The following is a 26,636-nucleotide window of genomic DNA, read 5'->3' on the forward strand; positions in this document are numbered from 1 at the left end:
AACTTACCAAGTAAATGATCTCGCTTCCCGGCAACGACTTCCAGATCGTTGTCCGTGAGTTTGCCCCACTTCTCTCTGAACTTGCCTTGCAGTTGCTTCCAATTTCCCTCAATCTGATCCCAGTTCACGGTTCATCCTCCTTGTTGTTGTGGCGTTAATTCGCCAGGTTTTTCCTGTTTCATGTACTCCACGCCGCCGTCTGAGATTAGTTTTGAGGGTATTCGCTCCGCCCCCGAGTTGCGAATCAAAATCAGGTTCAAGGCCACCCCAGACTGCTGCAATCAAATCGGCAAATAGTTGTAGTTGTTAGGCAAACATCCCTGACCCCTTTTTTAGATGTCAGCGGGGGACAGACAGCTCTAAACATTAGCAACCACAGGTTGCTGCTGAGTTACGCCAGCCGTATAGGCCGCAAAGTATCTATCGACTTTTTCATTCCATTCGGCCGCGGTGAAGTCGGGCCATGTCTTGCTCTCAAAATTGAGGGCCTTTTCCAAGGTCTGCTTGTCAATATCGAGAACCGCTGTTCCCTTTTTATCGCCCGTCATCAGAGCGTCAAACGGAATCGGAATCAACACGTCACCTATTCCCAGGAAACCTCCGTGAGACAGGATGGCGTATTTTAAGCGCCCATCCACGTCCACCATGAAATCCTGTATTGTGCCAAGTTTTTCCCCAGGACGATTCTCCACGGTAGTTTTCAGCATCTCACTCACTCTCATGGGTACCTTAATTTCCATCATTTTTCCTTCTCCTCTTTCTCGTGTTTACATAGGCGTTGCTGATATCTCTATGGCTGGGACGACTGGACGCCATCGGAAACGGCTGCAGTTGCTACACCTGGTCCACAGATCCAAAAAGCGATTCAGATTATCGAATAGTGATTCTTTATAACCCTTGCCCCATATGTAAGCATTTTACGTGCCAACTATGCACAAATGAATGAAAACTTAAATAAAGGCTTTGATGTTAGTTAGTTAGCTACGGTGATGAGCGTGGGGGCGAGATGCCAAAGGTCGGCAAGAAAGGGGGTGAATGTCCTAATAACGGACCACAAAGTTACTGATGTATGTTTTATCAAGGGGTTAACAGTTCTATAGGTGTCTTAATGTCGATCAATCGTCTTGGTCTACGGTCCGTTTTTCGCTCTCAATCACGAAACGCTTCATGTATCTATAAAGTGAGTCACGGGCTATGCCAAGCGTACGGGTAGCGCATCTTCTATTGCCGCGGCAGCGCCGAAAAACATCTAGTGTAGCGTTCCCCACGTTGGTTGGACATTGTTACCTTCAGATAATGCGGCGTTTCCATTCATAAATAGTACCATCAATTTTTGGAACGCCACACTAGACAAAGTGGTTCGATTACCATTTCTACTTTCTTCATCGCTGCCGCTGCTGATTGACGGGGGGCTCCCTTATGCCCTGAGAAAGGCGAGCAGGTCGGCATTGAGTTCGTCTTTGTGCGTGTCGGCCAGACCGTGCGAGCCACCCGGGTAGACCTTCAGTGTCGCGTTCTTGACGAGTTTGGACGAGGCGTGCGCCGAGGCGCGCCGATCGGCACGATCTGATCGTCGTCGCCGTGGATGATTAAGGTTGGCACGTCGAACTTCTTGAGATCCTCGGTGAAGTCCGTCTCGGAAAACGCCTTGATGCAGTCGAGTTCGCTCTTGAGACCGCCCTGCATGCCCTGAAACCAAAACGCGTCTCGGACGCCTTGGCTGACCTTCGATCCAGGCCTGTTTGGCGCCATCAGCCAAGGTTCTTTGCCGCGAAATCCCAATTAATCAGTTTATCCAGCACTGCGTTGACATAGTCCGCGCGCCGGTTCTGGTAATCCAAATAGTAGGCGTGTTCCCACACGTCGATGGTCAATAATGGTTTCATGCCAGTGGTCATCGGCACATCCGCATTGCCGGTCTTGACCACCTTGAGCTTGTCACCATCCAGCGCGAGCCACACCCAGCCGCTGCCGAACTGGGCCATTGCCGCAGTCGCCAACTCCTTCTTGCATGCATCCAAGGCGCCGAAGGAAGCCTCGATCTTTTCCTTCAACACGGCGGGTGGATCGCCACCACCCTTCGGTCTTAGGCTGCGCCAGTAAAACGTGTGGTTCCATGCTTGCGCCGCATTATTGAAGATCGCTGTCTTGTCAGCTTTGCCGGCTGTCTCGATAATTATTTTCTCCAACGGTAGGTCCGCAAACTCAGTTCCTGCTATCAGCTTGTTCAGGTTATCGACATAACCCTTGTGATGCTTCCCGTAGTGGAAACCAATCGTATTTGCGGAGATTACGGGTTCCAGAGCGTTATCCGCGTAGGGCAGAGACGGTAGGACATGCTGCGTTGCGCTTTCAATCTTGCTATTGCTCATCTTTTTCCTCCTATGTAGTGACGTAAGGGCCGAACACCTCTCATCAGCAGAGCCGCCGCGGAGCACTCAGGGAATCATGAGAAATTAGCTTCGGAGCCTCCGCTGCATAAGATTGTTAGGCAGTATCGCTATTATTATCAACTGTTACATGGTTACAAACATCGCTATAGACGCGGCAGTCATAATTGCTGCCGTTGCCCATCCGAAATAACGCAGCGGGCGCGAACTGACTCGAATGCCCATTATTTCGGATTTGCTCGTAAGCAGCGCTACTAAGACAATCAAGGGCGGTGCCAACACCCCATTGAGCACTGCCGAATAAAAGAGCATCTTCACCGCATTGAGTCCTACAAAATCCAGCGCCAAACCTAACAGCATCGCTACTGCGATCAATGCGTAAAACTTGCCTGATAATGGTGGTTGGTCTTCCAATGTTCCGCGCCAACCCGCTGCTTCCGTCACTGCATAAGCAGCCGAGCCTGCGAGGACGGGGACACCAAGTATCCCTGTCCCGATTAAACCAACTGAGAACAACAGGTAAGCTCCATTTCCGGCTAAAGGGCGCAATGCTTCCGCCGCATCCCGCGCTGTTTGTACGTTGGTTTGCCCATGTGCGTGCAACGTCGCCGCAGTAGTCAGGATGATGAAATACATTACGAGGTTAGAAAAAAACATCCCCGTGAAAACATCCGTTCGAGCTACTCTCAATTCCTTGAGGGTCGCACCTTCACGCTGTTTAACTGTGCGTTTCCCTTGCGCCCGGTCGTCTTCAACTTCTTGCGATGCTTGCCAGAAGAAAAGATAGGGCGAGATGGTCGTTCCAAGTATGCCAACAAAGGTCGCAAAAAACGTACTCGACCATTCGCCGCGGGGCACAAATGTCGCGCTTAAGACAGAGTACCAGTCTGGTCCGGCGAGGAAGCCTGCCGCAATATAAGCGAAGAGAACAAGCGTCAGCCATTTGAAGATGCGAGCGATATGACGGTATGATGAAAAAAAAAGCAGTAAGATGATCAGTATGGTATAAACTGGGGTCCAGTAGTACGATTCAATTCCCGTCATCATTTCGGTCACTTCAGCCATGCCTCCGAGGTCGGCGGCGATGTTGAAAACGTTAGCCACAATCAAGATCGCACACGCGGACCACAACACCCAACGCGGATAATAAAGTCGCACTACGCCTGCCAGCCCGCGCCCCGTCACCATACCAAGACGCGCACACATCAACTGTACGGCAGCCATCAGCGGGAACGACAAGAGCGCCGTCCATAAGGTCATATAGCCTAAGGACGCCCCGGCCACCGAATAAGTCGCGATGCCTGAAGGGTCGTCATCGGCGGCGCCGGTAATTAAGCCGGGACCAAGATTGGCGAAGAACCGTCGCACTCTGTTTGTCGAGTGATGCTTGGATTCAGCTTGTTTTTCGATATTAGAGTTTTTCAATGCTTGACTTTTTCCCTTTAGGCCTTGGTTCCTTCGACGTTTTCCTCAACCTTTCCCTTCACCTTTTCAGTCTGCTTTTGCTTCAGCCTCTCTTGTTGCTGAGGCTCGGCTCGCCAGTCTCGGATCAAATTCTTACTTTTCCGCTAATTCCAAGCAGTTCTGTCCAAAATTAGCTAGGGCCCGTAATTCCTGAGGTCTTTTCCTTTTCCGTGGCCAGTTAGGATTACTTGTGGTTCTTCTATTGTCAGGCTTTCTCCTTCGCTTTGAGCCATTTTCGCGCTCCCGGGGTCTTGGCGAACGACAATGTTCATTGGATCGGATTCAGAGAATCCGCTATTAGCGGAAAGCTGAGTGGAACTTTCTTTTGCTAAACTTCTTAGCCGTTCTTTCAATTGAGTCGTCAATCTTGTCCGCACAGATTCTATTAAACGCATGTATTCGGAGCACAGATTTGCCGAATAGAGTTGTTTATAACCAGGGCTCCTAATAAGCGCCCGGTACACCTTGAGAAACCTTTCATATTCGCTGGTTCCAACGAGATGACTAAAGACTCGATTCATTAGCTCGCTATTTAATTGCGAATCTGTCAATGATTGTCGCGACAAAGACGCTATCATCGCTGTTCGTTTCTCCGCCTCATAGCACCTTTGTATATCACGCCCCATCAATTCCAAGTCCTGTATCTGCTCGATTAACTGATAAGCCGTGTCATCAACTGGTATCGACAAGTCCTGTGATCGAACAATACCCGGCATGATGGTGATTGTCGCAACTAACAAAAGCGAGCCAAAGAGTTTGGTTTTAGTCTTCATTGTGTTGTTGCCTCGGTCCCCGTTATTCAGTGAATTGAGCCCAAGAACCAAACGAGACGAGATTTTCAAAATCTTTGGTGGTAACATGATCGGGGCCAAGCATGGCTTCAATGCAATGAAACGCTTGCACCCTCCAATGCTGTAAAGCGGTCCGATCAAAATCAGAGTCGAGCACGTACCAGCCCGCTACCATCAAGTTGTCGATTCGCTGTTCGATAGACATTGGCGCCTCTTTCTATCAAGAAGATTCGACGGGGTAAACTTCGTAAGCACGGCGCCTCGCTGGTTTTACCTTCGAGGTAGCAGCAGTTACTGCGATTGGTCCGGAAAACTCAAAAACGTTTCAGATTATTATAACGAAGATAGTTTAACCCTTGCCGCACCTAAAGCACATTTCGTGCCAACTGTGCTGACTCGAGAACTCTTTGCAGAACAACCTGGCTAATTAGACGGTTAGCTATTTTGACGAAACCGGGTGTGAGTTACGAAGATTTGACAGGAGAAGCGGGACAGGAGAAATGTGTCTGACAAACGCAACACAAAATTCCTGATGCGTGTCTTGTCAAGGGGTTACGGATTTACCTGGTGTCTTAATGCCGGCCAATCGTCTTGATCCGCAGTCTGGTTTTCGCTCTCAATTGCGATCCGCTTTGCTTGCAAAATCGGCTGCTGTCATTGACGCCGAAGTTGAATTGTCGCCGAACAGTTGTTGGACAGCGGTTAGTATGCCGTATGCCGCAAGAAGGTCAATTCTTTGGGCTTGTCTGACAAAATCTTCAAAATGTTTCGTATAATAATGATCGGGACCAAGGAAGGTAGTCAGACAATCAAACGCTTGTAGTCTCCAGCGTCTAAACACGCTTGGATCAAGATCAGAGTGGAGAGCGAGGAGCGTACCTGATTCTATCAAATCGTCGATTCGCTTTTCTGAACACATTGATGACCCCATTTATACAGAAATAATTTCTTTAACCCTTGCGGCGTATTAAGCATTTTTTGTGCCAACCGTGCCCATTAGAGACTTCCGTACAGAAACATTAGGCCAATTAGATGGTTAGCTGTTGTGACGAAACCGGGTGTGAGTAACGAAGGGTTGACAGGAGAAGCGGGAGTCGGAGAAATGTGTCTGACAAACGCAACACAGAATTCCTGATGCGTGTCTTATCAAGGGGTTAAGAATTCACCCGGTGTCTTAATGCCGGTCAATCGTCTTGATCCGCAGTCTGGTTTTCGCTCATGATCCCAAAACGCTTCATGTACCGATAAAGAGAATCTCGGGCTATACCAAGCGTACGGGCTGCGGATCTTCTATTGCCTTCGCAACGTCGGAGCGCCTCCAAAATCAGGGATTTGATCACCTCATCCGTCACGTCGTGAAGCGTGCGTTCTTGCGCCGGAAAACTGGACACGTGAGACCAGTCCTCAGAACCTGCTTTACCAGAAGGGAGCGTCAAGCTTAAGCTATGCCCGTCGGATAGCATCAACGCCCGCTCCAGAGCGTTCCGCAACTCCCTGACGTTGCCGGGCCAGTCATACCTCGTAAGCGCAATAGCAAAGGCCGGATCGACATACGGGAGACGAGTTAGTTGAAGTTCCACCGCCAGCCGCGGCAGGATCCCTTCCAAAAGCACGGGGATGTCTTCGATCCTGTCACGAAGGGGTGGCACAGTTATCCCGAAAACGTTAATTCTATAGAAAAGCGCGGATAGGAATCGGCCTTCCTCAACCTCTTTATCGAGGCTCCTGTTGGTAGCCGAAATGATCCGAGCATTCACAGTGAGGGATTTTTCCCCACCGACACGAAGGAATGACCTTGTGTCCAGAAACGTAAGAAGCTTGGACTGCAACGAGAGAGGAAGTTCTCCTATTTCGTTCAGAAGGAGGGTACCTCCTTCCGCCAACTCCAGGAGTCCTCGTTTACGCCTATGCGCTCCAGTGAATGCGCCACGCTCATGTCCAAACAGCTCTGATTCCGCCAATTCTCTTGATATGGCAGCGCAATTCAGCGAAAAGTATGGGCCTAACGCACGCTTCGAATGGTCGTGGATCCAGCGCGCCAAATAGTCCTTCCCGCTCCCGCTCTCCCCCTGAAGAAGAACCGTACCGTCACTGGCGGCGGCCGAGCGAGCCTCGCGCATGGTCGCCCTCATGGCCTCCGATGGGTAGCTTTCAAAAACTGCTTTGGGGGTAGGCGATACCCTCGAGCGCTCGGTCACATCACGAGAAATCCCGAATACGCCGACAATTTCTCCTTCAGCGTTGTGAAGCGGTCTGAGGACCGTATTCAGTATTGACGAGACACCTTTTATGCGGACAGTGTGTTCTCTTTCGATGGACTCTCCTCCGAGTACGCGGAGATCCAACAGTCGAAGCTGTTTCCCGATTTCTTCGCCATAGACCTCCTCTGGCTTGTGTCCAATGATTTCGGACACATCAAGTCCAAGAACTTTGGCCATCGCGGGGTTGGCTTGCTTGTATTTACGATGACTATCCATCATGAAAATCATGTCCTGGGCACCGTCAAATATTGCCCGGAAACGTTCTTCACTGAGACGCAAAGCGTCCTCAGCGCTCTTCCGTTCGGTAATATCAAGATATGTTCCCGATACCCGCAACGGTTTGCCGTGTTTGTCCCATTCGACGACTGAACCACGGGCCAAGATCCACTTCCATTCGCCCAACTTGGGCCTCAGTCGAAATTCCGCCTCGTAAAAAGGTGTGCGGCCTTCTATGTGCTGATTCAACAGCTCCATGACTCGAGACCAATCGTCTGGATGAGTTAGATTCTCCAACCAAAGGATATGTGGCTGAATATCATCATAGTTGAATCCGAGCATCTTGGCCAAACCCCGGTCGTAAAAGGCCCCGCCTGTCTCAAGGTTGTAATCCCACGACCCGAGGCCCGCTCCGGTCAATACCAGGTTCAGCCTCAGTTCGCTCTCTCTTAGCGCCTGTTCGGCTTTCCGCCGTTCAGTGACGTCTCTGTTACATGCCCGCCTGCCAAATGGTTGCCCATCTTTCCCGTAAACTGGTTGGCAAGCGTGGCTGACCCAGAGGGCGTGTCCATCTCGATGGATGATTCGGAAATCTAAAGAATGGGAGGTTTCATGGTTAACTTCTCTCGCCACATGAAAATGGTTCATCACCTCGTCAAGGTCATCCGGATGGACAATTCTCTCCAACAAGCTTGGGTCATCAACAAATTCTTGCGCTGAGTAACCTGTTACTCGTTCACACGAAGGTGAAATGTATAACAGCGTGCCGTCCGAGGCCACCCAATACTCCCAGTCATAAGTGAAATCGGCAACAGTTCGATAACGCTCTTCACTCTCTCGTAACGCTCTCTCGGCCTGTTTCTTATCCTCTCTGACAACAGCATCCTTGAGTTCCCGCTCGATCGCGGGAATAAGCCGAGGTAGGTTAGCTTTCATGACGTAGTCACATGCCCCGGCCTTCATCGCTTCCACGGCTATCTCCTCGCCAATCGCTCCAGATACGAGGATCAAGGGGATATCCAGACCGCTTTCCTTCAGGACTGCAAGGGCATGGAGACCATCAAAGGAAGGCATCTTGTAATCAGACAGAACAAGATCCCATGGCTTCTCAGCAAGGGCCGAACGCATTGCGTCTTCCGTTTCAACTCTCTCGAAGGATGTTTCAAAACCGCCTTTGCGGAGAATCCGGACGAGCAGCGTCGTATCATCAGGAGAATCCTCCACAATCAACACACGCAAGGGAATGGCGCTCATGTCTCCATCCTTACTTCACTAAAGGAGGCGATTCGTTTAACAAAATCCAGTACAAACCCAGTTGCCGGATGGCTTCGTTGAACTGTTCAAAGTCAACCGGTTTTCGGATGTAGCTGTTGGCTCCCAGGCTGTAACCGTTGATGAGATCGCTTTCTTGTTTTGACGAGGTTAGAATGACAATCGGAATAAGTTTCGTCCTTTCATTACCACGTACTCGTTTAAGAACCTCAAGTCCGTCAATTTTGGGGAGTTTCAGGTCCAGGAGGGTCACAACAGGTGTCACGGAGGTGTCACGGCCCGCATATATTCCAGTGCCGAACAGATAATCAAGGGCCTCCACCCCATCCTTCGCAACGACCACCTCATTGAGGATATTGTTCTTCCTGAGGGAACGCAAAGTAAGAGTGATGTCATCAGGACTGTCTTCGACTAAAAGGATGATTTTATCTTTCATGTGATTCCACCCTAATTGGAATTAGATTGTAAAAAAGAATGTAGCGCCCTTGTTGGGTTCGGCCTCTGCCCAGATCCGTCCCCCATGACGGTGAATGATCCGCTGGACCGTAACCAGACCAATACCGGTTCCCGAGAATTCTTCTGATGAATGAAGACGCTGGAACGCTCCGAAAAGTTTTCCGGAATATGCCATATCAAACCCGACACCGTTATCCTTGATATAGTAAACATTGAGACCATCCTTCTGATTCATTCCAAATTGGATTCTTGGCCGCTCTGTTTTTCCGGTAAATTTCCATGCGTTGTTTACGAGGTTTTCCATCGCTATTTCTAACAGATATTGGTCCCCGTTTACGATGATTCCTTCTTCAACCTCACATTCAACGAAACGATCAGGCTCGTTGTTTTTGAGTGATTCAATGATTTCGGTAATGATACCACTCAACGATACCGGTTCTTGACGCATCTCAGTCTTCGCAAGTCGGGACAGCTTCAACAGATCGTCAATCAGATGGCCCATATGCTGCGTGGCGGCCCTCACTCTCGTCAGGTAATCCCGACCTGTTTCATCAACCTTCTCGTAATAGTCCTCCAGGAGGGCCTGACTGAAGCCGTCAATCCCACGCAATGGCGCACGCAGGTCGTGAGACACGGAATAACTGAACGCCTCCAGTTCTTTGTTGGTTCTCTCGATCTCGTCGCCCCATTTCTGAATTCGCTCCAACATAGAGTTGAATGTTGCGGCAAGAGCGCCGATTTCGTCCGAGGTCTTCACTGGCGCCCTGACTGCAAAGTTACCGGTTTCTACCTCACGTGCGGTAAGACTCAACGCCTGTATCGGTCTTGATATCCTGTTTGCCGTGAGCACTAGGAGTAAGGCCCCGACCATCAGCCCCAAAAAAGCCACTAGACACGTATACAATACACCGTTCCACAGCGGACCGAACACTTCCGCCTGGTCACGTTTTACCACCAATCCCCAGCTTTGGTTGGGCCCTACCGAGACTTGCCGATAAGCTGACAGCACTGGTACGCCACGATAGTCATCGGCGATGATCAAGCCTTCCTCTCCTCGAGCGGCCATCGTCGCAGGTAGAGCATGAATCTTATATTCAAGGGGCTTGGGAATGGTTCCGTCGGGCAAGGGGAACCTAAGTGACATGAGGATAGTTGCATCCCGGTTGACCAGCGCTATGTCATCTGTTCCTCCCATGCCTGTACCAGCGTAAAGCAGAGGCTTGAGGTAAGATTCGGTGTCGATGTAGAACATAGCGACGCCCAATGGGGTGTCTGTCGCGGTATCTTTGGGTGGAGGCCCAAAGACGGCTCGGGAGACGATAAGGTGAGGGTGTGTTGTAGTGGGGTCCAACTGAATGTCGACTGCCACTTCTCGTGGGGACTTAAGGGCCTCATCGAAAGAGGAGTAACCCGAAACGTTGAGCCCCCGACTTTTGTCGTCACTGGAGACTACAATCATCCCCGTGCTCGCATCAGCTATCTGTATTTTTTGATACGCCTTGTAGCCAGCAATAATCTGGTCGAAACGGAGAACAAGAAGTTCATAGCTAGGTTCTTCGGTCAACTGGGCCCAAAATTTGGCGTTTGGTTTCCCATCAGAAGAGCCCCGCCGAATCAGAGTCAAAAAGTCATTCAGTAAAGTTGAAATGTTAATAGATTCTGAGAATACCGTGACATCATCCTTGCGGCCCCCTAACCAAAGCTCGAAGAGTTCTTTCTTCAAATCCGCAACGAGACCGAGAGTTTTCAGGACCGAGGACTGTTCTTCGCCGAGAGTGCCGGTGTATCTTGTGAAGGGGATACCTAACGTCGATACGACAATCACTAGCGCCATAATCCCAACGATAACCGCCCCGAACTCGAGCGCCAGCTTTGAACGCAGGCTGAGTCCTCTGGACTGGAACCCCTTTCCGGACTCTGAAGTCTGATGACTGCGCATTGTGGCTCCCTTGCATCAAGACTGAACTACGTGAGCGGACATTTCTTCGTATTGGCAAGTTTTCCTCATATTATATCAATCGGGGTGAAAAAGCGCATCAAATTCTGTCGCTTGATCAATTCGCATCCATTAGGCTGGAGGAAATATAATGATGACAACAGGTTCCAAAAATGTGTGTCTCGTATGGTAATAACCCTGTCCTTTCCATCCCCAGTGATGGTTCATCCCTCCCAACGCTACCTGACTACGTCTTTTTGTCGGCAAGAGTTTCGTTTCGCCCCATTATGGAGCACCCCCGATGCAGGGGGAAGGGTCTGTCACGACAATGATTCCATTTGAAATTTCTCACGCTTTGTGCTCAGCTAAACAGGTTGAAGGCAGAACCATTCATCGGGTATCACTTAATCCGGCATACGTGTGGCCGTACGATCAGGAGGAATGTCGTGAAAAAGTCTATAGGAGCGAAAACACTTCTCTACCCTACCCCTGTCTTGATAGTGGGTACTTATGACAAGGCTGGGAAGCCCAATGTGATGACCGTCGCTTGGGGTGGGATTTGCTGCTCCTCTCCACCCTGCGTCTCAATATCAGTTCGAGAGGCAACCTACACTTACGGCAATCTCATGGAGCAGAAAGCCTTCACGGTAAACATTCCCTCGGAGAATTACGTGAAGCAGGCTGATTTCATCGGGATATTGTCGGGGACGGATACCGATAAATTCTTGGCGACTGGACTTACACCGTTGAAAAGCGACGTCGTGAATGCTCCATATGTTGCCGAATTTCCATTGGAACTGGAGTGTAAGGTCATCCATCACCACAGGATTGGTATACACACACAATTCATAGGTGAAATTCTGGACATACAGGCAGACGAGGCGGTTGTGGGACAAAATGGCCCTGAGATCGAGAAGATTAAGCCGTTCATGTGGGCGCCTGATTCTTCCCGAGGTTATTACGGCGTTGGTGAGCATCTTGGCAAAGCGTTCTCGATAGGAAGGAACCTTAAATAGCCTTTCCAACAGAGTGTGGGGGCTCGAGATCGGTTATGAACCGACTCGAAGTTCCCCGAAATGGAGCGACCGCCGCATAATTCCGAGAAACCAGTGTTTTTTCCGGCTCTTGCCGGAGAGTGAAGTGGCCAATTGGCAAGCCAGTGAGCGATTAAAGAGAAATATTCGACGGAGTTCCAGCGCATGGCTGCGTCTTCCTTAAAAGTTATCTATTCCGCCCTGGCCGGAAATTGTCTCATCGCAATAACCAAGTTTATTGCGGCCCTCATGACCGGCAGTCCAGCCATGTTCTCGGAAGCGATCCATTCTGTTGTCGATACGGGTAACCAATTTCTACTGCTGTATGGATTACGGCGGTCAAAAATGCCAGCCGATAAAGAATACCCTTTCGGCCATGGCAAGGAGATTTACTTCTGGAGTTTTGTCGTTGCTATTTTACTCTTTGCAGGTGGCGCGGGTCTTTCGATTTTCAAGGGAATTGATCATCTCATTACCCCTGCGGATGTAAAGAGTTCCTACGTCAACTATGGGGTTATAGGCCTCGCCACGATATTCGAAGGAACTAGCTGGTACATCGCTTTGAGGGAATTCTCAAAATTAAAAGGCAAGTGGGGCTACTTCCAGGCCGTTCATAGAGGAAAAGATCCATCCATTTATATCGTGCTTTTAGAAGATTCGGCTGCAATTTTGGGTCTTGCAGTTGCCTTTCTGGGGATCCTTCTCAGCCAAGTTACTGGAAGCCCCTACTTTGATAGTTCGGCCGCAATCGTCATCGGGCTGATACTTGGCGGAACGGCCATTTTGCTAGCTTCCGAGACGAAGAGCCTTTTGATTGGAGAAAGCGCCAATGAAGAGGTCGTTCAAGGAATACGTGAAATTGCCGATTCGTGCAAAGAAATCAAACAAGTTAATGAAATACTGACCATGCACATGGGACCCGATTTTGTTCTCGTGAATGTCAGCGTCGATTTTGTGGACCCCATCCTGGCGACGGAGGTTGAGGTCGCCGTGGCCCGATTAGATGGGTTGATTAAACTGGCCTACCCACAGGTTCAGCGCATATTTGTCGAAGTAGAGACATGGCGAACAAAGGATTCCCGCCAGGGATAACTCGGTATCGGCATACAAACTGTTAAGCATGTGATTCAGTCTTGTTTGCTCGTCATTCCGGACACATGACGAGTGATAGGCGTCATTCCCAAAAAATCTTTCACGTTAATAGTTACAAAAGTTGCGTTTTGTTTTTTACGAAGTAACCGTGGAAAAGCGTCATCAGTTATGACACAATTTGTTCTTAGACCTTGTTCGGATAGGTTCCGCGAGATTACTCTGACCCGGACTCTCCAGTTTACATCTATAAGTCTACAATCGATTGACATCGGTGATTTCGTGATTAACTGGGACGCAGAGTTAAAATGAATCCAGTATTTTTTATTAGGCGCTCCTATCAAGAGGTTTCAAGGTTAGACACCAGGAGGTTCCCATGGTGGATTGCAAGTACATAACTCGGGACATGCTAACTAATCCCGTCAGTGTACGGATAGATGATAGACCTGCGGATTTCCCCAGCGCCAAGTCCTTGGCCGACCAAAAGGCTAAAGAACTGTCGTCGGACCCGATGCTGCTAGCGTGGTTCGACAGGAAAAAAGGGACATTTTCGCCTGACGTAATCTGCTGCGGCGACACTAAACCTAGTTGGCTGGTCTACGCTGATTCGCGCGGGGCTGACATTTCCGTGGACGTCAACGACCTGGATTACGTGTTCGTGTACAAAACGGGTTGGGAATAGCATACCCCGACCACGAAACAATATGAGTCCCACGTGGACCTGTAAAGAATTTTGTGTAAATGGGGTACGTGGTTTCAAAAGTTTGGTAACCAGTCCTTTATCGGCATAGTCCATTTCTTTGCGATGTTAATCAAGGCCAAGTAGAGAAGCTTGAACATGGCCTCGTCATTGGGGAAAGAGCCTCAGTTTTTAGTCACTTTCCTAAGCGTCATGTTCAATGATTCTATGGCATTGGTCGTGTACTTGGAACTTTCATAATTCAGGGGTGTTTTAAAAATCGGATCCGGAGAAATCCGGTTGGAAGATAGATCCGGAATGAGCCTAAGAGTTCGGGAGTGTAAAATAGAAAGTCGACCCTTTTCCAACCTTCGAGTCCACCCATATGCGTCCCCCATAACGTTCCACTATTTTCCTGCATGTCGAGAGACCGATGCCGGTTCCCATGGGACCAGACAAGTCCTTTACCCTTTCAAACAGATTGAAGATACGGTCCAAATACGGAGGCTCAATTCCAATACCGTTATCGCTGACCGAGAATTGATAATAAGACTCTCTGGAGATAAAGCCGACGTGAACTCTAAGAGGCCCTGTTTCGCCGTATTTGATCGCGTTGCCAACAAGATTCTGAAAGATTGTAGCCAATTGAGAGGCGTCGATCTTAAGAGTTGGAAGAGTATCGCTTGTTACAACTGCTCCTCTTTTCTTGATTGACAACCCCAGATTTGAAATGGCGTCTGCAAGGCAAGTGTTGCAATCTGTCATCTCATAAGAAATCGGGGTAAGTGTTAGTCGTGAGTATGCGAGCAAGCCCTGGAGCATCGAGTCCATTCGTAGAGCCAAATTTAGCGCCTTTGCGATACACGTCCGCGCCACATCCTCAAGGGGGTTCTTAGAAAGTCTTTCTAGAACCTTGAGGTATGCAGCGACTGCCACCAGAGGCTCCCGCAGGTCGTGGGCCGCAACATAAGCAAACTGCTCCAGGTCCTTGTTGCTCCGTTCAAGTTCCTCAGTTCTTTGTTTAAGAACTTCTTCTATCTGCTTGCGCTCGGTGATGTCGCTGACCGCCATACGGATCACGTGGGTAACGCTTTTGTCCTCTTGCAGTTCGGCAGGCGCATGCATTCGGATACTTTCAAAACTGGCATAAAACGTCGAACCATCTTCCCGAATGAGTTTCAGATCGCAAGTCTGCCTCTCTTCATGCCCAAGCACGCTAATAATATGCTGATACCAACGGTCTAAGCACTCAGACGCAACAAAACGTCCAAAACCGCGATTAATTAATTTGGAACGAAAAACCCGGAGCAGGGAGGCGCCGGTCAGGTTGACCTCTCTGATGATCCCCTTGTGATTTAAGGTAAAGTATCCTACGGGAGCAAAATCATAGAGATCCTCATATTTGTCCTTGGACTCTTCCAATGCGCGCTGGATTCTTTTCAGTTCCTCATTCTGCGTCTCCAGTTCGATCTGGTGGGCCTGGAGTTCGTGGATGATCGCTTCAGGGGTTTGACCTTTGAGTCCCGAAGGCGCACCCTCACGCTTGCCAAGTTTCTCCGCCGCAACATGCCTCAGAGCGCTTTCGCTTCTAGCATTCTCATCCAGGTCAATTTTGTCTGCCATGAGTTTATATCCTCATAAACGCTTCAGTCAAAATGACATATGCTCTGGATGTCATCTCGAGCAGTAACGTGACGAAATATCTACAGCTTTACGGGGATAGATTTCTCCCTCTGGCGGAGTGGACACCTGTTCGGGTTCGCTATTCATATTTGGAACCTTGTCCAATCAGGGCCTTTTTATATCTAACAATGTAATCCACTAGCTAAGCTAAGCAAATTTTATAGAGTATAAGTTATCAACATTATACCTGCTGATGGGCCGCACCGTTCACCATGTGTCTTTCTTACTCATTGTGTATAACTCCTGAGCGGGCTAGATAAAAAGTCGTTAAAACAGGGCTGGAGAATGTACCTTGGATTGATTCCTTAGAAACACTTTCTTCAATTTTATCATAGAATAAGCTTTAACTTCTTTTTTTCCGATTATGTCATATATCGTGGAGCCTTCCAATGCCTATCTGTAATGGTTAAATCGTATAGTGATTCTGGAGATTGGAAGATTGTGAGGTAGCTTAACGGTCTCAATCCGTCATGACCACCATGATATAATTCCCAATATATCCGGTAGTAATCTAAATATATTTAGATCAGATATTAATTTGTTAATATAACATGTTTATAAATCATAGTAACATATTTAGTGTTTCACTGTCACTACTAAGCGGTAAGAGAAAATCCTGATGGAGAAAGAAGGTATTGCAGATGAAACGCATCAAACAACTTATAATCGCAGCCGACGCCCTTCTGAAAACGAATGTTGAAGTCGATTCCTTCAGGAGTTGGGAAAAGAGTTCTCTATTAGCTCTTGTTGCTCTGTTGGGGCCTTTGCATTACTACACCGAGAATTTTGGAAGATTCACGAAGGAAAAAAACCGAAGGGGCCTGCTGGCTGGAACGGGGATTCTAACAGCGGTCGAGGAAGAATTCACTTAGAATCTGTTTGGGAACTGCCGGTTCAAAGCCTTTATGAATAAATTTATCCCATTTGTTTGTATCCGTTATTCAAAGCATTTCAACTTATATTAATGAAATTTCCGGACGCCTGGTATTTCATTTTGACAGGTGTCTATTAAGAGTTTCAATAAGTTTTACAGCCGCGGGAGAGAGGTGTCCCTTTTTGTGGGAAAATATATCAATAATTGAAACATGTGAACCATAATAAGCTTCATTGGCCTCCCAATCCGCCTCTAAGACCCCTCCCTGTATAGTCAAGCCTGCAAAAAGACCTGAGGCTCGGGAATATGATAAAATCCCGGTGGATAATGAAATATCGGTGTCTGCGGACGCTTGTCGGCCAACAGGACCTGCTGCCACCGATGCGTCTACCCCGATTGTAAACTTGTCCTTAAACAAATTTTTTAGATTAACATCACTCATAACCAACAGAACCAATTCGGTCGATTGCACACCCAGTTGCCAACCGAAACTCCCACCATAAAGAGTGACAAACGCAGGAAAGCCCCATTTCCGGTTCGCAGGGTCACGACGTAAGGCCACACCTTTTCCATATTGCCCACCTATCCCCATACCCGCTTTGATAACTGACGGAAATATAATTATGGCTTTGCTACGTTTGAGCAAATCATGAGGGATCCCCCCATCGGGAGCCTGGAGCATCTCAGTTATGACCTTCTTTGTATCAGTCAATCTATTTTCAAGCTCTAAATTTTCGGCATGGGATATCCTCTGGCTAATATTTCCCACCATAAACAATAGAAACAGGATTTGCAGGACGGTTTTTTTCTTCATCTAATCCTCCTTTGCAAGAAACGGTTTTAGTGTTTACACCAAGAGTGTCACAATGAAAACAATATTGATCATAATCCAATCACCTGAACCTGCTAAACCATATTGAGAAATCGACACCTCATAGGGAACATAGTGAACGGAATTTACACCGAGCCACTGCCGTTTGTGACGCCAAACAATCAGCGAATCCGCTGAATCCTGGCGGCTCCGATGCCGAGGCACGCAAGGCGCTATGGGAGACGAAAACCGTTAGACTATCTCACGGCAAACTCTTGGTGGAGAAGTTCGCCTAAGTCACTTGCCGAAAAGTTTGTCCGCAATCAATCCCAAACCCTGGTGAAGCAAGTCCTGGATTGGTAGGGAGCCTTCAGGCGTTAGTTTGTCCACAATCTGGGGTAACATCTCGGCCAGGCCGCTCGATGCCTCTTCCAGCGAAACCCCCAGCTTTTCCGCGATCCGCTGAACTTGATCTCTTCCCAGGACCTGCTGGATTTGTTCAGGAGAAATCGGAAGGTTTTCTCCTTTACCAATCCATGAAGACATTACCTCGCCAAGCCCGTTCTCTTTGAAAATGTTTAAGAGTCCTTCAGCGCCGCCGGACTCGGAACTGTTGAGGATGCCCATAATGCTTTCCAACATGCCACTCTGGGTATCTTGACCTGAAAAGACATTTTTCAGGAGTTCATCTGCAGCTTCCTCAAAGAACTCCATATTGAACCTCCGTGGGATTTTTTCCTGGACAATTCCGAAATCTTCTGTGAACTCAGTACCCGTCCATGATGGCCGTGTTCGAACAATCTCTGTAGGTTACGCGTGGCGCGACGGTAAGAATTCGGTTCAAATACAGGAAAAGTCCTAGCACAAACTGCCAGGGCCTGAAAAATAATTCCGGAATGTAGGTAGAAAACCAGCGCCTATCTTCCAGGTGGGCTGATAGGTTTACTTGGCTGATTAGATGCTTTAGCGCATTCCTTTCCCTTTGCTTTTACCGCTTCTTCTTTGGTCTTGATTACAAAGTAGCTATCCCCGGCGGCGAAGACGGCTACAGTTGTCAGGACAAAAATCATAGCTATGAAAAAACCTGTTAAACGTCTAACTTTCATTAAGCCGTCCGATGAATGAGATATTATTAGTGGTAGGATAATGATGTAGCAAAAAGCAATTGAAGGAAAACCCAAAATAATTTTGATATTCATAGGTTTCTAGGCCTTTCAAAATCTGAGTCGCTGGTCAGTTTACCTCTGACCGGGGATTTCTCCTTCTGGTTAACTAGTCCTTTTAAGTGTGCCGATAATCTCAATCATTGCGTCTTTCGCTTTTTGTTCACCCCTACCTAGAGCAGTTAAAAAATCGTCAAAATTCTGGAATCCGTAAAGAGCTAATGACCCTTCCCTAGAAAAAATGTCGTCAACCTTTTCCGCGTCCTCCTGGGATAACTTTTGAAAAAGTTTTTCTAATCCTTCGTCCATTGCTTTGTCGTCGGTAAGGATTCCTTTAAAGAGACGGGCCACAATTCCATTGATTTTGTCATCCATACCTCATCCTCCTTTATGTTATTTCACAGTTGGTCCGTTTCTAGCCACAATTATCTCCCTTCCACACACAGACAATCTCCCAGGCGGAACATTTTTTTGAGGCAGATCTCATTGTCTTTATGTATTGGCGTTGAAGGAGGTCGCAATGCAAGGGAAGAAATTGGGATTCACAGGCGTTGGCCAATTGGCGCAGCCAATGGTAAAATACTTATTTGAACAGGGTTACGAAGTCCTCGTTCACAATCGACGCCCAGATCCGCTCGAAAGACTCATATCCAAAGGCGCCATGTACTGTCCGCGTCCTGAAGACGCCGTAGAGAATAAAAGGCCATTCTACATTACAGGAGGCGACCGTTATAGAGGAGCCCTGGAAGGTTCCCCTATATGAACGAATCACTTGATCAACTCCCTAAGACCACTATATCAGCCCGCCACTCTTTCAATGCTTTCTCGCCGCACGTAGGCCTAAACATACAAGAAGCGTTTTCACAATCCTCGTGCCTGTTATAACATTCATCATAACCTTTGTTTCTCTGATGATCATGCACTTTATCTTCTTTTTGTCGCTGAAAACATTCTGGACAAATTCCGTGGCTTATATCAGTTCTGTTTTCTATATCTAAATTTTGGACATCTAATGTTTCATATTTGTCCCTACTACACCAAACCTTATTACAAAAGACACAACCATATATCATGATGTCACCCATTGTTTTCCTATAGGTCTTTCTAATCGTAATGTAGTCATTTTTATGTGTAACGCTCTATCTTCGGGTTTTCATTACGTCACTGAGAAGACGTCCAGCTTTGACTTAGGATAGCCGCAAATAATTAAAAGAGATGATATTTGTTTCTTTTTGAGCCTCTCTTTTAGAATTCGATGAACACTAGTAGCATTACCTTGATAGGACCTATTTCTCGCGAACAAAAAAATAATGTTGACGCTAAGATGAGTAACGGCACAAAAGCGACGTCACAGACGAGCTATGCCAAGCCTGATTGCATTGACCCAGCGCCTCCGTCAAAATCGGGCACAGCATAGCCTTCATCTGCACATATTGAGCAAGTCGGCGGCATTCAGAGAGGAGTACCGAATCAAGCGTTTGAGCAAACTTATTAAAGAGAAACTCGTGGATGGTGGCCGTTTTAAGAAAAAAAGCCCTGGCGAAGAACGCTAACGCAAGTGAGGCTTCTCTCCTAAAGCCTTGAAAAAAGTATAACAAAATACACCATCCACCTCCGTTGTTCTGTAAAGGTCCCTAATCCCTTCCTCAAAGACATGTTGGTCTATCAGCCCCGCTTCAATTGCAGATTCACGAACACCTTCGATCATAGCCGTAAAAGTCTTTTTTGTGAAACCTTCAACAAATTCAGGTTTGCTAGAATCAACGTAAACCATTCGTGGCGAAACTCGAATCGAACGAAAGCCAGCTTGTTGTAAAAGCGGATATAATTCCCTTCCAACCATGGCGTTACCGCCTGATCTCTTCTGTAGTTCTACCTGACATTGAATTGCCTTACGGGCAGAAGGGCTGTCCGGGTAAAAAAAAGCGGAACCGTGATCACCTTCAATGACCGTAATTGTACCGCCAGGCTTGAGAATGACTTTTAAGGAATTTAGCGCATCAAGCGGTCGAGACAAATGCTCTAAAACGAAACAAACGAAGATGTGGTCGAAAGATTCCGGCCTAAAGTGTAAATTGAAGATATCCGCCTGTTGGAATTGGACGTTGGTGAATCCCGCCTCTGCTACTTTTCTCCTGGCTTCGGTTATTGAGGCTTCAGATATATCCACAGAAGTAATAAGCCCATTGGGGCTATTCCGAGCTAGGGTAACAGTCTGAGCGCCGATGCCACAACCGGCTTCAAGTATGCTGCTTCCGGTCGGATATGCAGTGTCGGAATGGAGCAATTCAACCAAGGTGGAAGCCTGGTCCTGAAGGCGTATGTTTTCTCTGGGGTCGTAACCGTGAACGTATGAGATCTTCATGGTTCTCCGTGCGCATGCAATTGTCATGATTTTTTGGGAAAGAGTCGCGTAACCAGTAACCGAGTCTCATTGAGCCATGCCTGTCGCTCGGCATGAGTGCTCGTGACGATGACATTGAACATTCTGCGGTGGAAGATATGGACACCGCATAACCCGAAAATGCAACGTTTCCACAGTGACTCCAGGGGATCACTGAAGGCTGATTGCTCTCGTTCATCCGGGGTGTTAGACGTGTTCAGAACCAAAGCCGTTTTGGCTTTGAGCAGCCCGATGGGGACTCCGTCTCCAGTATCGCCGTCTTCAAACCTGTAGGCTATGCCCGGTCTAATGACCCTGTCGATCCATCCCTTCAGAATGGCCGGCGGTTGACCCCACCAATTAGGGTGGACAATGACTATGCCGTCAGAAGACCGCAACTGTTCACAATGACGCTGTATATTCTCGGGGACCAACCCCTGTTCCGGGATTTCCGCCCTGGTGAGGAGTGGATCAAATCCCTCGGCGTACAGATCATGAAATAGCACACGATGTCCGTTGTTTAATGAGGTTTCGCACACGGTGGAGGCTATGGCGTGGTTGAAACTGTCCGGGTCTGGATGACCAAGAATGACGAGTATATTCATTTGCTACCTCAACTCCTTTAGCAACAAAAGAACATGCCATAGAATCACAACTAAGATTTGAGAGTTATGTCACTTTGAGAATATGAGTTTCGGCTATTTAAGGCACAGGCTTATGGGGTGTCAAGGGGAGATTGTAGCAAGAATTAGTTTTGGGGCAGGTTTCTCTTGATCGGACCGAAACTCAGTTTATCTCATAAAAAGCTAAACCCGCCGTTGAGCCAGCGGGTAAAGCAGAATTCGACGAATGGAAGTTGCGGAGTATTAAAGAATTTGAAGCTCTTACACTCCTGCCAAATTATCTTCAAGCCGGATTTCTCCGGAGTTGTTAATGTAGACACCGTAAAATTAAAAGGGTTCCACTACAACAGTAAAAACATTCAAAAGCAGAAACATTTCTTTTCTGGCGATTGTTTCTCAAGAGGCTAGGAGGAATGGGCAACCCCGGAAGGGGGCCACCCGACTTCTCTCCAAGCGCTATCGCCGATCGGCTGCGCTCCCAGCGGCTTCCATGAGCCGCTTTTCGTCTTCCGGCGTTAGCTTCGGCGCATCAACAGTGATGGTGAGCTTACCAATCTTGCCCGTAAATTTGAAGGGTACCTGGTAGTCCCGGTCATCGACCGGCGTTCCGGTGTCCTCGCCGATGTCGAAGGTGTCGTCCCACTGGAGAATGAGCGGTACTGTGCGCTCCATCTTCTCCGTCACTACGACCTTACCGTCGACCTTCAGCACGCCGACGCCTCCGCGGCCGATACCACTGATGTTATTGAGGGCCAGAGTGGCAAAGCCCAGGCCATCATAATTGAAGTCGAACTCGATGGAGTGTTTGCCGGGCGAAAGAGAGCCATTCCCCTCCCACCGAACCCGATTGAGATTGAGTACGTTCCAGGTGAAAACCGGCTTGTTCTTCAGCAGATAGAGACCATACCCGCCGAACCGCCCGCCGTTCGTATTGATCATGCCCTCAGCGCCACCCTGAGGAATTTCTACCTCGGCGGTGATCGTGTATGAGGAGTTGAGCAGGTTGGGAGCGCCCCCATGTGGGATGCCGGTCACCGTCTCGCCGGAGTACGTAAATACCGTCCGACCGGCTGTGGGGCTGGGACGCGGAGCATCCAACCGTGTAAACACCGCCGCATCCAGTGGTAGGACATGATACTTGGCCATTTCCACCCAGAGCAGTTCCTGCATTTCCTTCAGCTTAGCGGGGTTGGAAGCGGCCAAATCGTCGTTCTGCGTCCAGTCCTTGCTGATGTCATACAGCTCCCATTTGAAGCCATTCGCGGGATCCTGAATTGCTGTTCCCATCAACTGCCAGGGCGGCCGAATCGGGACAGCGCTCAGCATCCAACCATCGTGGAACAGCCCCCGCACACCCATTATCTCGAAGTACTGGCTCATGTGTGTAGTCGGCGCATTCGCGTTGGCTTTGTCAAATGTGTAGGCCATGCTCACGCCCTCGATCGGCTTCTGCGCGACACCGTCAACCATGACGGGCGCAGTAATGCCGGTGACCTCGAGGATTGTAGGCATAACGTCAATCACGTGGTGGAACTGCCAGCGGAGGCCCCCCTTGTCCTTGATAACGTTCGGCCACGAGATTGCCATGCCCTGGCGAGTGCCGCCGAAATAGGCAGGAATCTGCTTGACCCATTTAAAGGGTGTATCGAAGGCCCAAGCCCATGGAACCGCGTGGTGAGGAAAGGTCTGGTCTGTGCCCCAGAGGTCGTACCACTTCATCTGCTCCGCGACTGGCAGTTCGACCCCGTTGAATTGCATAACCTCGTTGGGGGTGCCGTTTGGTGATCCTTCGGCGCTGTGGCCATTGTCGCCGCTGATGTAGATGATCAGCGTGTTATCGAGCTTACCTATGTCCTCGACGGCCTGGATCACGCGGCCGATCTCGTGGTCGGTGTACGCCAGGTAGGCCGCATATACCTCCGCCTGTCGGATAAAGAGCCTCCTCTCCTCGGCCGTTAACGAGTCCCAGTGTCTAACCAACTCATCCGGCCACGGAGTCAGCTTCGAGTCTTGTGGAATCACCCCGAGCTGCTTCTGGTTGGCGAAAATCTGATCGCGTAGAGCGTTCCAGCCCTTGTCAAACAGGCGCATGTCACTGATCTTCTTGATCCACTCCGGCGTCGGGTGGTGCGGCGCATGTGTGCCTCCAGGAGCGTAGTGAACGAAAAACGGCATCGAGGGGTCAATGTCGTTCAACTGCTTCAGCCAGTGAATGGCGTCATCGGCCATGGCCGTGGTCAGGTTCCATCTGGGATTGCCGACGTACGGATATATAGCCGTAGTGTTACGGAACAGGTTTGGCTGCCATTGGCTGGCGTCACCGCCGACGAAGCCATAGAAGTACTCGAAGCCCATGCCGATCGGCCATTGATTGAACGGACCGGCCTGACTCGCACACCAGTCCGGAACGTTATGATCTTTGCCGAACCACGACGTGCGGTAGCCATTGTCCAAAAGAATCCGGCCAATGCTCGCGCTTTCCTTGCCGATGACGCTGTTGTATCCAGGGAAGCCCGTAGACATTTCGGAGACCACACCAAAGCCCACCGAGTGGTGATTACGGCCGGTGAGTAGCGCCGCTCGCGTGGGCGAGCACAACGCCGTGGAATGGAAGTTGGTGTAGCGTAGCCCGGCGTTGGCTATTCGGTCGAGCGCCGGCGTCGGAATGACCCCTCCAAAAGTGCTTGGAGCCCCAAAACCGACGTCGTCAGTCATAATTAGCAGCACATTTGGGGCTCCCTTGGGTGGTACCACCGCGGGAGGCCACCATGGCTTGGACTGGGTGGCGTTTAGGTTGATCACACCGCCGAACTGCGGTGGCGGGGATGGGAGATATTTCCCGTCAATAGTGGTGGTCGATGAGGGCGAACCGGTTGTCTGCTGGGCGCCGCTAAAACCCGCAGCGAAGGTGATGAGTGTTACCAATGCTGCGAAAATCAGTAGCTGATTGCGAGTTCTCATTGGGTCCGTCTCCTTGGTGATCTCTTTAAGCTAAAAGCGATAGTCCCTCATCGCGTTCCTTTATACGGTCTTGCAAAGAGGTATTCGTTCACTGTCATCTGGGGAGTTCGACCTATATCTGTTGTCCTTTCAGTCTTTGGCATCAATGCTTGTCTTGATTCAATTAGAAACAAGTGACTTGCGCTCTTCACAGGACAAGGCCTGAACTGCTGAGATGAGACATCAAGATATGTGGTACGTTCTTACGCGAGGATCCAAAATTCTCTATGTCAACAAAGCTAATTTCTGACGAATCTCCGTTCCTGAAATCGGCAATTGCAGCGGTGTACTATCCGGTATTTCTCACGGTCGGAACCAGACCTTCAAAACGCCAAAATCTTGACCGTAGCGGCTAGCCATTGCTTTTCGGCTTGGAAGCCACAGGACTTGGGAAGATGCTTCTGATGACAGGCGCAGTCAAGCAATTTCATGCCCAACTCGGTTCAAGGCCCCCTCACATTGGCCGTCCAATTGTCAGGTTTTGGCTCGACGTTACATCTACTTCTTGTCCTCAGTCCACCAAGGGTAGAAATCAGGCATATCAGACGTTGGACTCATGGTGAAACTAGGCGCTCTTTTTTCAAGGAAACTCATCACCCCTTCAAAAGCGTCTTTCTGGAACCCACACCAATAAAAACACCGTGAGTCTATTAAATGAACCGTTTCTGGATCTCTTTCTATGAGCCCATGCCAAAGCAGGCCTTTACTCAAAGCTACTGAAACCGCTGAAGTGTTCTTGGCAATCTCGGCGCTAATAGCCATCGCTTTAGGCAACACTTCATTTTTGTCAAGCACGTAGTTGAAAAGTCCGGAATCCTCCTCCTGCGAAGCACGAAACACTCTTCCGGTGTAAACTAGTTCTGTGGCCCTGGATATGCCTATCAGGCGAGGCAAAAACCATGATGAGCAAGCTTCCGGGACCACTCCACGTCTGGTAAAAACAAATCCTATCTTGGCGTTTGCCGCTACGATACGGATGTCCATCGGAAGTGTCATTGTTATTCCGACACCTACTGCATGACCGTTTATCGCGCCAATAACAGGCTTACGACATTTCCAGATTGCCATGGCGACTTTCCCACCCTCATCCCTGTGTTCATTTATGGCAATGTCCCGGCCCTCCCTCTTGGACACGTCAAAGGTTAAGGCCCCATACGAAAGATCTGCTCCTGCGCAGAAAGCCTTGCCCGCTCCAGTAACCACGATCACTCGGATTGAGTCGTCCTTGTCAGCCTCTTCAAAGATCATTTCCAGTTCCTTGCCCATAGTCAAAGTGAAGGCGTTCATATGATCGGGACGATTTAGGGTTACAATGGCGACTCCATCGCAAATTTCCAGTCGGGTCTCGGTTAAATTCATAGCCTTATCTCTCTCCTTTTTGTATGCCGTCTTCTCAATTGAACTAAGGTGAAAAAATAGACGCCAATGTTTAGATCAAAGACAAGACCGAGGCGCCAGGATAGGAAAGGTAAAGATTCCGTACGGCAAGTACATTGGGTTACTCTGAAAAAATGGCCACGGAGTACCCTGTGAATCTCCTCTGGTATTCGTTTGGTCTCAAGCCAGTGATTCTGACAAATATTTTCCTGAAAAACGGGATGTCTTCGTACCCAACTTGATATGCTATTTCACTGAAAGTCTGCCTACCTTCCTCCAGCAAGAGTTTAGCTCTTTCTACGCGCAATTTCTGTAAATAACCCAATGGTGTCACTCCTAGTGACCGCTTGAAGCGGCGTTCCATGGATCGCCGGCTCATTCCGCACTCTTGCGCCAGCCACTCGTAATCAATTGGTTCAGAGTTATGCTGTTCTATCCACTCCTGGGCTTTCACTACTAAAGGGTCTCCATGGTCCTTTCGAAAAATCAAACGCTCATAGGGAGCCTGCGATACTCTACCCATATCCAGGACCATCGTCTTTGCTGACTCCACAGCCGCCTGCCGACCGCAAAATTTTTCCACAAGGTATAGAGAAAGATCCAGACCAGCGTTTACACCCGCTGAACAATACAGACGACCGTGATCAATGTACATCTTATCCTGTTTCAATTTCACCTGTGGATATCTTTTGCGGAACATATCTACAAATCCCCAATGGAGGGTGGCGGATTTACCATCAAGAAGTCCGGTTTCCGCCAGTAAAAAGACGCCCGTGCAAATGCTGGCGACATGGGCGCCTCGATCGTAATGATGGCGTATCCAGGGTACCAGTTCTGGATTCTTTTCAAGAATTTCCTGAATATATGTAGCTGAGGATATAACAATCAGGTCGGTCTGATGAACATCCTCGATGCTGCAATGGGGTTGGATATAGATATTATTCACGGATCTGATAGGCTGCCCGTCCGCCGAGGCGATTGTTACGTCAAAAAACGGTGTGCTGGGCGATTTAGTCAGACGATTCCAGAGCCGCCCCGCCTGATTCAAAATATCCATGGGTCCAAAAATGGTTGTCGCCATGGTGTTGTGAGGCGCAAGAATTGTGACTTTTTTCATCGGTTACCGCTAGACGG

26 protein-coding genes and 1 pseudogene are annotated in these 26,636 nt (G+C 48.9%); 5 read left to right on the forward strand and 22 right to left on the reverse strand.

Going from position 1 to position 26,636, the window contains the following annotated elements; all coding sequences use genetic code 11:
• The 11 genes from WC647_02825 to WC647_02875 form a co-directional block, all read right to left on the reverse strand.
• A partial coding sequence (locus tag WC647_02825; protein MFA6221229.1) for a CsbD family protein occupies positions 1–128 on the reverse strand: 128 nt, incomplete at its 3' end.
• A 231-nt stretch (positions 129–359) separates the two neighbouring features.
• A complete protein-coding gene (locus WC647_02830; GenBank protein ID MFA6221230.1) occupies positions 360–743 on the reverse strand; it encodes a PRC-barrel domain-containing protein in 384 nt (127 codons plus the stop codon).
• A gap of 760 nt (positions 744–1,503) precedes the next feature.
• On the reverse strand, positions 1,504–1,752 hold the full coding sequence (locus tag WC647_02835) for an alpha/beta hydrolase (GenBank protein ID MFA6221231.1): 249 nt from the start codon (positions 1,750–1,752) through the stop codon (positions 1,504–1,506).
• Entirely contained in the window at positions 1,752–2,372 is a 621-nt protein-coding gene (locus tag WC647_02840; GenBank protein ID MFA6221232.1) for a superoxide dismutase, read from the reverse strand. Before WC647_02840 ends, WC647_02835 begins: the two co-directional genes overlap by 1 nt.
• Positions 2,373–2,516: 144 nt before the next feature.
• A complete protein-coding gene (locus WC647_02845) occupies positions 2,517–3,815 on the reverse strand; it encodes a divalent metal cation transporter (protein MFA6221233.1) in 1,299 nt (432 codons plus the stop codon).
• Between the two features lie 173 nt (positions 3,816–3,988).
• On the reverse strand, positions 3,989–4,627 hold the full coding sequence (locus tag WC647_02850; GenBank protein MFA6221234.1) for a hypothetical protein: 639 nt from the start codon (positions 4,625–4,627) through the stop codon (positions 3,989–3,991).
• Between the two features lie 22 nt (positions 4,628–4,649).
• Positions 4,650–4,850 (reverse strand): hypothetical protein, encoded by a 201-nt coding sequence (locus WC647_02855; protein MFA6221235.1) that lies wholly within the window; start codon positions 4,848–4,850, stop codon positions 4,650–4,652.
• 411 nt (positions 4,851–5,261) lie between these two features.
• Entirely contained in the window at positions 5,262–5,564 is a 303-nt protein-coding gene (locus WC647_02860; protein ID MFA6221236.1) for a hypothetical protein, read from the reverse strand.
• A 265-nt stretch (positions 5,565–5,829) separates the two neighbouring features.
• Positions 5,830–8,376 (reverse strand): sigma 54-interacting transcriptional regulator, encoded by a 2,547-nt coding sequence (locus tag WC647_02865; protein ID MFA6221237.1) that lies wholly within the window; start codon positions 8,374–8,376, stop codon positions 5,830–5,832.
• Between the two features lie 10 nt (positions 8,377–8,386).
• A complete protein-coding gene (locus WC647_02870; protein MFA6221238.1) occupies positions 8,387–8,830 on the reverse strand; it encodes a response regulator in 444 nt (147 codons plus the stop codon).
• 21 nt (positions 8,831–8,851) lie between these two features.
• Entirely contained in the window at positions 8,852–10,789 is a 1,938-nt protein-coding gene (locus WC647_02875; protein ID MFA6221239.1) for an ATP-binding protein, read from the reverse strand.
• 443 nt (positions 10,790–11,232) lie between these two features.
• Here WC647_02875 and WC647_02880 point away from each other — a divergent pair, with 443 nt between their 5' ends.
• The 3 genes from WC647_02880 to WC647_02890 all read left to right on the forward strand — a co-directional run bounded on the left by WC647_02880 (position 11,233) and on the right by WC647_02890 (position 13,591).
• Positions 11,233–11,802 carry a flavin reductase family protein gene (locus WC647_02880; protein ID MFA6221240.1) on the forward strand — a complete coding sequence of 190 codons (570 nt, stop codon included), beginning with the start codon at positions 11,233–11,235 and terminating at the stop codon, positions 11,800–11,802.
• 183 nt (positions 11,803–11,985) lie between these two features.
• Positions 11,986–12,912, forward strand: coding sequence for a cation diffusion facilitator family transporter (locus WC647_02885; GenBank protein MFA6221241.1), 927 nt, complete (start codon positions 11,986–11,988; stop codon positions 12,910–12,912).
• 373 nt (positions 12,913–13,285) lie between these two features.
• Complete coding sequence (locus WC647_02890) at positions 13,286–13,591, forward strand: AF1514 family protein (GenBank protein MFA6221242.1); 306 nt, start codon at positions 13,286–13,288, stop codon at positions 13,589–13,591.
• Between the two features lie 74 nt (positions 13,592–13,665).
• Here the strand turns inward: WC647_02890 and WC647_02895 are convergent.
• Together WC647_02895 and WC647_02900 are read right to left on the reverse strand one after the other, a co-directional pair.
• Positions 13,666–13,833 (reverse strand): annotated as a pseudogene (locus WC647_02895) (transposase).
• A gap of 79 nt (positions 13,834–13,912) precedes the next feature.
• Positions 13,913–15,211, reverse strand: a complete 1,299-nt coding sequence (locus WC647_02900) for an ATP-binding protein (protein MFA6221243.1) — start codon at positions 15,209–15,211, stop codon at positions 13,913–13,915.
• Between the two features lie 701 nt (positions 15,212–15,912).
• Here WC647_02900 and WC647_02905 point away from each other — a divergent pair.
• Positions 15,913–16,143, forward strand: coding sequence for a hypothetical protein (locus WC647_02905; GenBank protein ID MFA6221244.1), 231 nt, complete (start codon positions 15,913–15,915; stop codon positions 16,141–16,143).
• 117 nt (positions 16,144–16,260) lie between these two features.
• Here the strand turns inward: WC647_02905 and WC647_02910 are convergent, their stop codons facing one another.
• The 4 genes from WC647_02910 to WC647_02925 all read right to left on the reverse strand — a co-directional run bounded on the left by WC647_02910 (position 16,261) and on the right by WC647_02925 (position 18,494).
• Entirely contained in the window at positions 16,261–16,959 is a 699-nt protein-coding gene (locus tag WC647_02910; protein ID MFA6221245.1) for a lipid-binding SYLF domain-containing protein, read from the reverse strand.
• A 294-nt stretch (positions 16,960–17,253) separates the two neighbouring features.
• Positions 17,254–17,670 carry a YidB family protein gene (locus tag WC647_02915; GenBank protein MFA6221246.1) on the reverse strand — a complete coding sequence of 139 codons (417 nt, stop codon included), beginning with the start codon at positions 17,668–17,670 and terminating at the stop codon, positions 17,254–17,256.
• A gap of 203 nt (positions 17,671–17,873) precedes the next feature.
• Positions 17,874–18,062: a hypothetical protein gene (locus WC647_02920; protein ID MFA6221247.1), complete on the reverse strand. Its 189-nt coding sequence runs from the start codon at positions 18,060–18,062 to the stop codon at positions 17,874–17,876.
• Positions 18,063–18,224: 162 nt separating this feature from the next.
• Positions 18,225–18,494, reverse strand: a complete 270-nt coding sequence (locus WC647_02925; GenBank protein ID MFA6221248.1) for a hypothetical protein — start codon at positions 18,492–18,494, stop codon at positions 18,225–18,227.
• Between the two features lie 145 nt (positions 18,495–18,639).
• Between WC647_02925 and WC647_02930 the strand changes: the two genes are divergently transcribed.
• Entirely contained in the window at positions 18,640–18,882 is a 243-nt protein-coding gene (locus WC647_02930; GenBank protein MFA6221249.1) for an NAD(P)-binding domain-containing protein, read from the forward strand.
• A 786-nt stretch (positions 18,883–19,668) separates the two neighbouring features.
• On the opposite strand, the gene WC647_02935 is transcribed toward WC647_02930, so the two are convergent.
• The 5 genes from WC647_02935 to WC647_02955 all read right to left on the reverse strand — a co-directional run bounded on the left by WC647_02935 (position 19,669) and on the right by WC647_02955 (position 26,619).
• Positions 19,669–20,484 carry a methyltransferase domain-containing protein gene (locus WC647_02935; protein ID MFA6221250.1) on the reverse strand — a complete coding sequence of 272 codons (816 nt, stop codon included), beginning with the start codon at positions 20,482–20,484 and terminating at the stop codon, positions 19,669–19,671.
• 23 nt (positions 20,485–20,507) lie between these two features.
• Positions 20,508–21,107 (reverse strand): NAD(P)H-dependent oxidoreductase, encoded by a 600-nt coding sequence (locus WC647_02940; protein MFA6221251.1) that lies wholly within the window; start codon positions 21,105–21,107, stop codon positions 20,508–20,510.
• A gap of 474 nt (positions 21,108–21,581) precedes the next feature.
• Positions 21,582–24,086, reverse strand: a complete 2,505-nt coding sequence (locus WC647_02945) for an arylsulfatase (protein ID MFA6221252.1) — start codon at positions 24,084–24,086, stop codon at positions 21,582–21,584.
• 537 nt (positions 24,087–24,623) lie between these two features.
• Complete coding sequence (locus tag WC647_02950) at positions 24,624–25,484, reverse strand: enoyl-CoA hydratase-related protein (GenBank protein ID MFA6221253.1); 861 nt, start codon at positions 25,482–25,484, stop codon at positions 24,624–24,626.
• A 139-nt stretch (positions 25,485–25,623) separates the two neighbouring features.
• A complete protein-coding gene (locus WC647_02955) occupies positions 25,624–26,619 on the reverse strand; it encodes a GlxA family transcriptional regulator (GenBank protein ID MFA6221254.1) in 996 nt (331 codons plus the stop codon).
• Between the last annotated feature and the right edge of the window lie 17 nt (positions 26,620–26,636).

The organism is Desulfomonilaceae bacterium (assembly GCA_041662605.1).
Classification (GTDB): domain Bacteria; phylum Desulfobacterota; class Desulfomonilia; order Desulfomonilales; family Desulfomonilaceae; genus CAJBEZ01.